We start from the raw sequence: 11,153 nt of genomic DNA on the forward strand, positions 1-11,153 counted from the left end.
TCCCTTATTCCTTCGTAATTGGCGCAAATTTAGCCAACACTCGTTTTATACCAATTGGTGCTGGAAAGGCAATATCCAATTCCATTGCCTCTCCCTCTCCTTGAACTTTTACGACCGTTCCAATGCCCCATTTTTTATGACTGGCTTTGTCCCCAGGTCCCCATGTTTGATTCTCCGCACCAGTTGTTTTTTGCATTCGTTCTGCTTTTCGTTTCATCGGTGCAGGAGTTGGTTTAGTTGTTGACTTGGCCGGCTGTCCAAAACCACCGCCAAACATAGTTGTTTTCGCATCTTGTATTCCCTCCATTAATTCTTCAGGAATTTCATTGACAAAACGGCTAATTGGATTCATATTGGTTCGACCAAATAATGTTCTCATTTTCGCATGTGTTATATAGAGCTCTTTTTCTGCCCGAGTAATACCTACATAAGCAAGACGACGTTCTTCTTCCATTTCTTCCTCATCAAACATCGATCGACTATGTGGAAAAACATTCTCCTCCAACCCTATTAAGAAAACGATCGGGAATTCCAGCCCTTTGGCAGCATGCAGCGTCATTAATGTGATTTTTTCTTCTCCTTCCGCCTCCTCTTCGTCAACTTGATCAATATCTGCAATTAAAGCAAGATCTGTTAGAAAGGCAACAAGCGTTTTATCTTCACTGACTTTTTCAAAATCTTTTGTAACTGTCATAAATTCTTCCAAGTTCTCTAGCCGACTTTGTGCTTCTAAGGTCCGTTCATTTTTCAACATGGTTTCATAGCCTGTTCGCTCTAATACAGCTTCTACCATATCCGTTGCTGTTAAAAATTCTTGTTGTTGGGATAACGATTGAATCAGCTTGCCAAATTCAGCTAAAGCATTTGCAGCCTTTTTGGATACTCCGGTAAAATCAACTTCTTTAACGGCTTCATTAAAGGAAATATCATGAAGTGCAGCATATTCTCGTAAACGTTCAATGGATGTCTTGCCTACCCCTCTTTTTGGAACATTTACGACGCGTTCAAAACTTAAATCGTCATCCGGATTCATTATCAGTCGCAAATAAGCCACCATGTCTTTGATCTCTTTACGCTCATAGAATTTTGTTCCACCAACCATTTGATAAGCGATATTAGACTTTACCAAAGTATCCTCAATGGCCCGTGATTGAGCATTTGTTCTGTACAGTATCGCCACATCATTTGGTGAATATCCACTACTGTGAGTAAGCTCTTGTATTTTATCTGTAACAAATAAAGCCTCTTCTTGTTCGGTAGATCCTTGGAAGTAATGAATATGTTTTCCATCTGGATTTTCCGTCCAAAGATTCTTTGGTTTTCTACCACTATTATGTTCAATTACTTTATTAGCAGCAGTAAGAATGGACTTCGTAGAACGATAATTCTGCTCAAGTAAAATCGTACGCGATGCCGGATAATCCTTTTCAAAAGTGAGGATATTGGTAATATCCGCACCTCGCCAACGATAAATAGACTGATCTGAATCACCTACAACGCATAAATTCTGATACCGACTAGCAAGTTGCTTCACTAATTGGTATTGTGCATGGTTTGTATCCTGGTATTCATCAACATGAATATATTGAAATCTTCGCTGATAATATTCCAACACCTTAGGTACACGTTTAAATAGATGAATGGTCTGCATAATTAAATCATCAAAATCTAATGATTGATTTTTCTGGAGTACCTTTTGATACTTTTCATATATTTGACCAACTTGACGTTCATAGAAGTTACCTACATTTTTGTTGTATTCTTCTGCTGTTATCAGTTCATTTTTTGCCGCACTAATTTGCCCAAGCATTGCTCTTGGTTCAAATTTCTTCGGATCAATATTTAAATCTTTTAGGATCTGCTTGATAGCAGACAACTGGTCACCACTATCCAAAATTGTAAAATTACCGCTATAACCTATTCTGTCAATATCCCTACGTAAAATCCGTACACACATAGAGTGAAAAGTAGAAACCCACATTTGATCACTCTCTGATCCAACTAATCTGCGAACACGTTCTTTCATCTCACGGGCAGCCTTATTTGTAAATGTAATCGCTAGAATATTACGAGCTGCAACATCTTTCTCCTCTAATAAGTAAGCAATCCGATGGGTTAACACGCGCGTCTTGCCACTCCCAGCACCCGCCATAATAAGCAAAGGACCATCGGTATGAGTAACAGCCTCTTTCTGCTGTTTATTCAAGCCTTTGATTAAGTCATCTTTCGTCTTACTCATTTTTTCACCGCCTCATTAATAACTATCTTTTACTGCTTTCACCGTTTTTAATGCCTGTTTTATATCTGTATAGATGGAATTACCGACAATCACTACATCGGCATGCTGTTTCATCTCACGGGCTTGTCCAGCTGTTTCAATTCCACCACCGTAAAATAACAGCGAATGATCCAATTGTGTTTTTACTTTTTCAACTAGAGCTGGATCCCCATACATCCCACTGTATTCCATATAAAAAACTGGTAAATGAAATACTTTATCTGCCATATACGCATAGGCAATAACATCTTCTTCATCCGGTAAATAACTGTTCGTATGTACGAAAGCTTTTGCGTCTTTATTTAAAATACAATATCCTTCAAATAATATTTCACTATACTCAAGCATATCAACAAACTCTTTAATTGCTTGATGCTGGATATCCATCATCCATTTTTTCTCCTTCGAATTAAGAACCATTGGAATGTAATAATAATCAAAGCCAGGAGTAATAGCTTCCATGGATGATATTTCTAAAATACAAGGCACCGTATACCTGCGAATGCGAGAAAGCAAATCCAACACGCCATCTAACGTTATGTTATCTGTCCCGCCAACAATAATTGCATCTGTATCTGATTCACATATCATCTCCAAATGGTCATCCGATATTTCCTTAGCAGGGTCCAGTTTAAAAATATGTTTCCAGTCCTTCATCTTGTTATCCAAAATTATAATCCTCCATTATCATAATCCATTCATTTATTATACCAAAAATCATGTTGGGAATTTAGAGATAAGGGTATTCTTTTTGAGTTGATTAAACTAACTTTATTTTGGTAAAGTAAATCCTCCAGTAGTATGGAGATTTCCTTCTCACTGATTGTTAGTACTGTATGGATGTAAACAAGGCCACCTATGCTTACTTATAAGCATTTTCTTATTACTGCCCCATTAACTGGTGAAAAAAAGAGAGGTTAACAAACAAAAATCGCCATCCATAGATGACGAATAAATCATTATTCCTTTTTATTATCTAAAATTCGATCCAAAACTAATTGATACCCTTCACTTCCATAGTTAATACATCTTCGAACTCTGGAAATAGTAGCTGTCGAGGCATTTGTTTCTTCCTCAATTGCATTATACGTACTTCCATCCATAAGCATTTTAGCCACTTGTAACCGTTGGGATATCGAATGGACCTCTGACATAGTAGCAATATCATCAAAAAAACGATAGCACTCTTCTCTATCCTTTAAAGACAGAATCGCATCAAATAGTTGATCTAATTGTTCTCCACGTAGTTTATCTATTTGCACAGCAAAGCCCTCCTGCTTCCATTACTCGTTTGATATCGTGACAGACTCCTCAAGTCCCGGGGTAGCTGGAATTACATTTATCCATGTTTTACCTGGAGCAAATGCTACTGTTTTTCCATCTTTAACTGGAACAATTCTTCCATCTTTGTTTTTCCATTGCAGCTTTTGGACTACACCTTTTTGAATTAAGTATGCATTGCCTCCTGATTCCATATCTACCGCACGACGACCAGCATCGTCAATAACTTGATGTGGAGTTTCTATAATAAATACATTACTGGGTTGAATCGGTTTGTCAGACTCTAATTCCACGGTCTTTTTCCGATCATTATATCTCGTATAGGTTTCGGAACGCTTATCATATTTATATTCAACGATTTCCATTGGACTGTTGTTGGAATAGACAATTTCTACATGTTCGGCTGTATCGCCTGTTACATCTTCGTCTTCTGATAGAAAAGGTAAGGCCTCATAATCCGCAGTGACATCATAACCCTTTTCTTTCGCTTTATCATAAACCGCTCCCAGCTGTAAATATGAATTATGAGGAGCATCTCTAAAAGATTCTCTATTAAATAATACCCCATCATTATCATAAAGTGAACCATTGAGATGGTCAATTTCTCTATCTTGTATCATTTGATCAACAAAAGTAGCAGCACCATGATATAGGTACAGCGCATTATAAGCATTAGCTAACTCAAAATAGTATTCCCTCGCACTCCTGACCGGACCGGCTACCTCTGGCATTTCACTCTGATAAAGGGCTAGGAATCGGGTTATTCTTCCTTCAGCAAGAATCTCAAAGACAATATCCGCCTGGGATAATCCCGTCTGCGGTCTTGCCTTTGAATGATTATTGATCATCACGCCAATGATTCTGTTATCAACAGCATCATTGGATTCTATTCCAGTCAAAGGATAAATATCTTCAGCTACAGCTGAAGAATCGGACTTATCTTCAAGCTGGTTATCCTTCGATTCATTATCTCGGGCTTGCTTTTCATCGCTACAGGCTGAAAGAAGAAGTAATAATACAAGCATTATTAAAAATAGTTGGCTTGTCGCCTTGTTCTTAATGGCGGAATCCTTCCTCTTGCTTATACTATTTACCATACGACTTGTCATTTGCGACAGTACAATAAATACGTTTTTCATATTTCACCAGCACCTTTTGAGATAAAGTTTTGTGTTATATTATACGCTAACACATTGTTGCTGGAAATAGTACCTCTTTTTTCTTTACATCAATAATACCCTGTGGCGTAATTCGTACATAAGGTAAGTGGGTGGAAGACAAGAAAAATATGGAATAGACTGGATCGCTAAAGGGATAGCCAAATTTCGTTAAATGCTCTTTCAACTCAGTTTCTTTACGAATGAGCTCTTTCATTTCGCCATGAAACATCATTCCGCTTAAAGCGAGCGGCAGTTCAAAAATAATTTCCCCATTGTGAGCTAAGACGATTCCTCCACCTAATTCTCTTAGACGTTTCCCTGCTAATTTAATATCGCGTTTATCTTTTCCGATAAACACAAGGTCTCCGGTTGTTGAATAAGAGCTTGCTACTGCCCCAAGATCTTTTGTAAACCCACGAACTGTAGTATTGACTCGCCATTCGCCATTACGATCAATCATTAATAAAAAAGCATCGCTTGTATTATCCGGCAGCTTTTCAACAGTAATATCAATCTCAATTGGATATGGCTTCATAATGACATCACTTACCATTTCAAGCCCAATTGGAACGGAGAATTGTAATTCTCTACTTCCAATTTCCCAATCTAAATCCAATGGTTCAAGCCCATATTCCTTCCAATTAATAGTTTGTTCTATTGGTTGTTCTATTCCATTTTTTACAATCCACTTTCCCTTAGCAAGTACACTGCTGGGATGTGGGTTATCTTTTTCATCTAATATATTTATATGAGCAAACCTTCCTGGCGCAATACTACCAAGCTGTTCCTCCATTCGGAAATGCTTCGCTGCATTGTAGCTACCCATCAAATAAGCTTCTTCAAGCGGTATTCCCCTTTTTATTGCAATATCAATACATATATTGATTAACCCATCCTTATAAAATCCAGGAGTAGCCCCGTCGGTAGTCAACGTTATATTCTCATATGTTTTAAGATCGGCAGCAATAATATCATCCAGTAGCTTTGGTAAGTCTGGTCGAATCGATGAATGCCGCAGACCCACTTGAAATCCCAACCTCAGACGTCGAATAACTTCTTCTCCCGTTATCGATTCATGGTCCGCATTTACCCCAAGCAGTTTCATCTTAGTTAATGTTCGTTCTGAAGCACCTGGGAAATGACCTTCTACCGGTTTACCCTTTCGCTTCGTTTCTTGAATCCAATAAAGCAAACGATCGTCTCCAGCTAATAATTCGGGCCAAGCAGTTAATTCACCACCTTGAACTACTGCTGGGTGCTTAATCCATGCCAATACATCTTCTGTATGAAATAGTTGATCCCCTTCTTGTAATTCTGTTTGTCCATCAAACCTTGCCCACCAATACATGGACACAGGATGCTTGCTAAAATCATCCAATATAGAAAACGCTTTCTTTTTGCGCAACAAAAATAACCAAGGCAAGTTATCATTTATTAATGTTGTTGTTCCCGTTTTTGCAGCATGGTTTGCTAATTGTTCCGGATTATATAATTGAAAAGGATGGGCATGCGGTTCAATATAGCCAGGTACTGCATATTTCCCTTGATAATCAATTACTTCCGTGCCACTCATATTCAATGGCATGTTATCACCAACATATACGATACGATCCTCGTCTATCCAAATGTTTGCTTGCAGCCATTGTTTGGTATACGTGTTTAAATACGTACCATTTTTTAGTACTAGAGTAGGTGCAGCATTTCCATCAATAATCCGTACATGTTGTCTAATCTCACGATTTCTCCAATAATATCCGTTTCTTTGCATGGCTCAACAACTCTCCATCATCTTTATATTTCCTTTATTTTACCATATTTTTTCCTTTCATACTGTTATGATTTTGTAAATGGAGATGAAACTTTTGTGAAGACAAACTGGGATGTAATTATACGACTCAGACCCGTGCTGTTCCTAAAATAAGTCACCCATATCATTTGTTACGGTTATAGGTTATTTACTGTACATAAAAAGCTCCCCTGTCTATTATGAGGGGAGCCATTCGGAGCATATACGGAGTTATATGCTAGGCTTGCTTCATTTCGGTTTTTGCAATATCTGTACGATAAAAGAACCCACTATCCTTATCGATTTCAGAAAAAGTAGCATATGCTTGATTAGCCGCTTCTTCCAATGTATTCGCAACAGATGCTGCTAGAAGAACACGACCTCCATCCGAAACAAGTTTATCATTGACATATTTTGTTCCAGCATGGGTAATGATTGCACCATCACGTAGCGACGGAATTTCCACTTCTTTTTGATACACGCCTGGATATCCACTAGACGCCAATACGATACCAACACATGCTTGATTATACCAACGTAGCTCTGGATCCTCGCCATTAAGGACATCTTGTATAACTTGTACTAGATCGTTCTTTAATAAAGGGAGAATTACCTGGGTTTCTGGATCACCAAACCGCGTATTAAATTCAATCACTTTCGGTCCTTGAGGTGTATTCATTAAACCGGCATAAAGAATACCTGTAAATGGCCTTCCTTCTTTGATCAGACCATTGACCGTTTTTTGTAAGATATTTTTATATGCAAATTCAATGTGCTCATCGGTTAAATCAGGTACGGGAGAGAAAGCGCCCATTCCCCCTGTATTTGGCCCTTGATCATGATCAAAGGCACGCTTGTGATCCCTAGCAGGTACCATTGGGTACACCTTATCCTCATGTACAAATGCCATTAATGAAAATTCGTTTCCCGTTAAACATTCTTCAATGACAACGGTCGCCCCTGCTTCAGCAAATGTCTTTTCGACAAGTATACGATCAACAGCTGCAAATGCCTCTTTCTTCGTCTGCGCCACGATTACCCCTTTACCAGCGGCAAGCCCATCTGCTTTCACAACGATCGGTGCACCTTTATCATTAATGTATGCTTTTGCTGCTGCCACAGATGAGAAAGCGTGATAATTTGCTGTAGGAATATCATATCTTTCCATAAATTGTTTGGCAAACTGTTTACTGCCTTCTAATAAGGCAGCTTCTTTAGTAGGTGCAAAAATAGGTAAACCTTCTTGTTGAAATCTATTAGCGATTCCTTCATTCAATGGGGTTTCTGGGCCAACAATAGTTAAATCGATTGCCTCTGTTTTCACAAAAGAAACTAAACCTTCGATATCCATTTCATCAATCAGTGTACAGATTGCTTGTTGCGACATCCCACCATTTCCAGGAGCTGCGAATATCTTAGAGACTGCTTTGCTTTCAGCTAATTTCATTATAATACTATGCTCGCGTCCTCCACGACCTACAACTAAGATTTTCATGAAATGTCCCCTTTTCCTTAATGTTTAAAATGACGCATACCTGTATAAACCATCGCAATTCCATACTCATTACATACATCGATTGAGTCTTGATCACGTTTCGATCCACCTGGTTGAATAATCGCAGTTATACCAGCTTTTGCAGCAGCTTCTACAGTATCAGGCATTGGAAAGAATGCGTCTGAGGCAAGAACAGCATCATTTGCTTGTTCAGCTGCCTGCTCAATCGCAATATTTGCTGCGCCTATCCGGTTCATTTGTCCAGCCCCAACGCCAACTGTACGTTTATCTTTAGCTAAGACAATTGCATTGGACTTCACATGTTTTACAGCCTTCCAGGCAAATAATAAGTCTTCAAGTTCCTGGTCTGTTGGTTTACGGGTTGTAGCCACTGTTAAGTCATCAATGTCAATACGACCATGATCCTTCGTTTGGATCAGCATACCGCCATTTACAGAAGTGTACGTGTGCCCTTGTTTTGCTTCATTGGCTACATCTAGTTTTAATAGACGAATATTTTTCTTTACTGTTAGTCGTTCCAATGCCTCATCAGAGAATCCAGGAGCAATCACAATTTCTAAAAATATGTCACTAAGGCTTTCAGCTGTGGGCAAATCGATTACTTGATTACATGCCACGATACCACCAAAGATAGAAATTGGATCCGCATCATAAGCACGTTGAAAAGCTGTTTCGATCGAATCAGCCACTCCGATGCCGCACGGGTTCATATGTTTTACTGCAACAGCCGCAGGTTCTTGGTATTCTGCCAAAATTTCTAAAGCAGCATTTGCATCTTGAATATTATTATATGACAATTCCTTTCCATGCAGCTGTTCCGCCAAAGCTAAGCTACCTTGTTCCGGGATCGAACGTTTGTAGAAAGCAGCTGATTGATGGGGATTCTCTCCATAACGAAGGGATTGGGTTTTTTCATATGTAATTGTATACGTTTCTGGAAAATCTTCGCCCGTTTGTCCCGCAAAATAGCTTGCAATGAGGGCATCATAATCTGCAGTATGACGAAATACTTTTGCAGCTAGCCGTTGTTTTTGCTCTATAGATAATTCACCATATTGAAGGGAAGAAAGTACATGCTGATAATCAGCTGGATCAACAATAACAGCTACATCTTGATAATTTTTGGCTGCTGAACGAAGCATTGTAGGTCCACCGATATCGATATTTTCAATAATATCTTCTTTCGATACGTCTGGCTTTTGTAACGTTTGTTTAAACGGGTAAAGATTAACAACAACCATATCAATTGGGGTAATTTTATTTACTGCTAACTGACTTTGGTGCTCCTTATTATCACGTTTCGCTAGTAATCCACTATGGATGAATGGATGTAATGTCTTTACTCGACCATCCAATATTTCTGGAAACCCGGTAATCTCATCAACTGCAATAGCAGGTATATGAGCGTCTTGCAAAACGCGTAAAGTCCCTCCTGTTGAGATAATTTCAAAATCTGCCTCAATTAAGCCTTTTGCAAATTCTGTGATCCCTTGTTTATTTGATACACTGACTAATGCACGTTTCTTCATTGTTATCCCTCACTCTGAATTAATTGATTAATGACTTTCGGATATAATTGATGTTCTACTCGATGGATTCGCTGTGCTAATCCTTCTTTAGAGACAGCTGGTGGAATCGAAACTTCCTCCTGTGCGATAATTGGTCCTGTATCAATACCTTCATCAATAAAGTGAATGGTCACTCCAGTTTTCTTAACTCCTGCCTCTATTGCTTGGCCAATTGCATCCTTTCCAGGAAATGCTGGAAGCAGCGACGGATGAATGTTAACAATTCTACCTTCAAATGCTTTTAGTAATGTTGGACCAACAATACGCATATAACCAGCTAGAAATATCCAGCGAATCGATTTCACTCGAAGCTTCTCGATAAGCATAGATTCATAGTCTTGTTTGGAAGGAAAGCCTTTAGGATCAAACACCAACGTCGCAATCCCATGTGCTTTTGCTTTATTAATCGCTGGAGCATTGGGCTTGTCGGATACAAGGAGAACAATGTCACAAGCTAAATTCTCCGCATCTAACATAGCTTGAAAATTACTACCAGTTCCAGAGGCAAAAACGGCTACTCTCACTTGATTCATGATCGAACATGCACTCCCTCTTGATCCATAACGGTCCCAATCACTGAAGCGGCTTCTCCCTGCTGTTCCAATAAACGAATCATGTCATTTGCATGTTGTTTAGATACTACGATAGTCATGCCTATTCCCATATTAAAAATACCATACATTTCTTGCTCACTTATATTTCCATGTTGTTTTAGGAAAGGAAAAATCTCTGGAACTTCCCATGATGATGTATCTATCTCAACTCCCAATCCAACAGGTAACATTCGAGGGAGATTTTCATAAAATCCGCCTCCTGTTATATGAGAAATGCCCTTTATTTTATCGGTTTCTAAGGCTTTACTCATCGATTTTGCATAGATTTTTGTTGGGGTTAATAATGTTTCTAGCAAAGACTGAGAAAGACTATAAGATTTTGCTAGGTCAAGGTCAGCAACGAGCTTTCGCACTAATGAGTAACCATTGGAATGGATGCCACTAGAAGGAAGTCCGATAAGAACATCTCCTGGTTGGATGGCATCGCCAGTTATCAATTTTGATTTTTCTGCAATACCTACTGCAAACCCCGCTAAATCATAATCGCCATTCTGGTACATCCTAGGCATTTCCGCTGTTTCTCCACCAATCAAAGCAGCTCCTGCTTGAACACATCCCTCGGCAATCCCCGAGACAACCTGTTCAATTTGCGCAGGGTTATTGTTTCCACAAGCAATGTAATCAAGAAAGAATAATGGCTTTGCTCCTTGAGCAATAATATCATTGACACACATTGCTACAAGATCAATACCTACTGTTTGATGCTTATTCCATTCAATTGCCAGCTTCAGCTTTGTCCCTACCCCGTCCGTACCAGAAACGAGCACAGGCTCCCGATATTGGAAGGAAGTTAGGTCAAACAAGCCGCCAAAGGAACCTATATCCCCAAGTACTTCCGATCTGGCAGTTCGTTGTATATGTTTTTTCATCCGTTCCACTGCTTCATATCCTCTTTCTACATCTACTCCTGCATCTCTATACATGTTTGACATGGACGCCACTTCCTCTAC

The 11,153-nt window shown here is 39.1% G+C and carries 9 protein-coding genes; all 9 read right to left on the minus strand.

What is annotated here, in order from left to right:
* Positions 1–4: 4 nt before the first annotated feature.
* Positions 5–2,239 carry a DNA helicase PcrA gene (gene pcrA, locus M948_RS32975; protein ID WP_021290748.1) on the minus strand — a complete coding sequence of 745 codons (2,235 nt, stop codon included), beginning with the start codon at positions 2,237–2,239 and terminating at the stop codon, positions 5–7.
* 15 nt (positions 2,240–2,254) lie between these two features.
* On the minus strand, positions 2,255–2,935 hold the full coding sequence (locus M948_RS32980) for a heptaprenylglyceryl phosphate synthase (RefSeq protein ID WP_031335426.1): 681 nt from the start codon (positions 2,933–2,935) through the stop codon (positions 2,255–2,257).
* 302 nt (positions 2,936–3,237) lie between these two features.
* Entirely contained in the window at positions 3,238–3,540 is a 303-nt protein-coding gene (locus M948_RS32985; protein ID WP_021290750.1) for a YerC/YecD family TrpR-related protein, read from the minus strand.
* A 21-nt stretch (positions 3,541–3,561) separates the two neighbouring features.
* The gene (locus M948_RS32990) at positions 3,562–4,698 is read right to left on the minus strand and encodes a DUF3048 domain-containing protein (protein WP_021290751.1); all 1,137 of its coding nucleotides are present in this window, start codon (positions 4,696–4,698) and stop codon (positions 3,562–3,564) included.
* Between the two features lie 46 nt (positions 4,699–4,744).
* Positions 4,745–6,487 (minus strand): adenine deaminase C-terminal domain-containing protein, encoded by a 1,743-nt coding sequence (locus tag M948_RS32995; RefSeq protein WP_021290752.1) that lies wholly within the window; start codon positions 6,485–6,487, stop codon positions 4,745–4,747.
* Between the two features lie 256 nt (positions 6,488–6,743).
* A complete protein-coding gene (gene purD, locus M948_RS33000) occupies positions 6,744–8,000 on the minus strand; it encodes a phosphoribosylamine--glycine ligase (RefSeq protein WP_021290753.1) in 1,257 nt (418 codons plus the stop codon).
* A gap of 17 nt (positions 8,001–8,017) precedes the next feature.
* A complete protein-coding gene (purH, locus tag M948_RS33005) occupies positions 8,018–9,550 on the minus strand; it encodes a bifunctional phosphoribosylaminoimidazolecarboxamide formyltransferase/IMP cyclohydrolase (protein ID WP_021290754.1) in 1,533 nt (510 codons plus the stop codon).
* Positions 9,551–9,552: 2 nt separating this feature from the next.
* Positions 9,553–10,122 carry a phosphoribosylglycinamide formyltransferase gene (gene purN, locus M948_RS33010; protein ID WP_021290755.1) on the minus strand — a complete coding sequence of 190 codons (570 nt, stop codon included), beginning with the start codon at positions 10,120–10,122 and terminating at the stop codon, positions 9,553–9,555.
* Positions 10,119–11,135, minus strand: coding sequence for a phosphoribosylformylglycinamidine cyclo-ligase (gene purM / locus M948_RS33015; RefSeq protein ID WP_021290756.1), 1,017 nt, complete (start codon positions 11,133–11,135; stop codon positions 10,119–10,121). The genes purN and purM overlap by 4 nt, the downstream gene beginning before the upstream one ends.
* Positions 11,136–11,153: the final 18 nt, after the last annotated feature.

Origin of the sequence: Virgibacillus sp. CM-4, from assembly GCF_000445495.1 — a bacterium.
Lineage (GTDB): Bacteria > Bacillota > Bacilli > Bacillales > Amphibacillaceae > Virgibacillus > Virgibacillus salexigens.

Bases quoted from the DNA above. Each gene is read 5' to 3' on its own strand.
- pcrA (WP_021290748.1), bottom strand. From the start codon at position 2,239: ATGAGTAAGACGAAAGATGACTTAATCAAAGGCTTGAATAAACAGCAG.
- M948_RS32980 (WP_031335426.1), bottom strand. From the start codon at position 2,935: ATGAAGGACTGGAAACATATTTTTAAACTGGACCCTGCTAAGGAAATA.
- M948_RS32990 (WP_021290751.1), bottom strand. From the start codon at position 4,698: ATGAAAAACGTATTTATTGTACTGTCGCAAATGACAAGTCGTATGGTA.
- M948_RS32995 (WP_021290752.1), bottom strand. From the start codon at position 6,487: ATGCAAAGAAACGGATATTATTGGAGAAATCGTGAGATTAGACAACAT.
- purD (WP_021290753.1), bottom strand. From the start codon at position 8,000: ATGAAAATCTTAGTTGTAGGTCGTGGAGGACGCGAGCATAGTATTATA.
- purH (WP_021290754.1), bottom strand. From the start codon at position 9,550: ATGAAGAAACGTGCATTAGTCAGTGTATCAAATAAACAAGGGATCACA.
- purN (WP_021290755.1), bottom strand. From the start codon at position 10,122: ATGAATCAAGTGAGAGTAGCCGTTTTTGCCTCTGGAACTGGTAGTAAT.
- purM (WP_021290756.1), bottom strand. From the start codon at position 11,135: ATGTCAAACATGTATAGAGATGCAGGAGTAGATGTAGAAAGAGGATAT.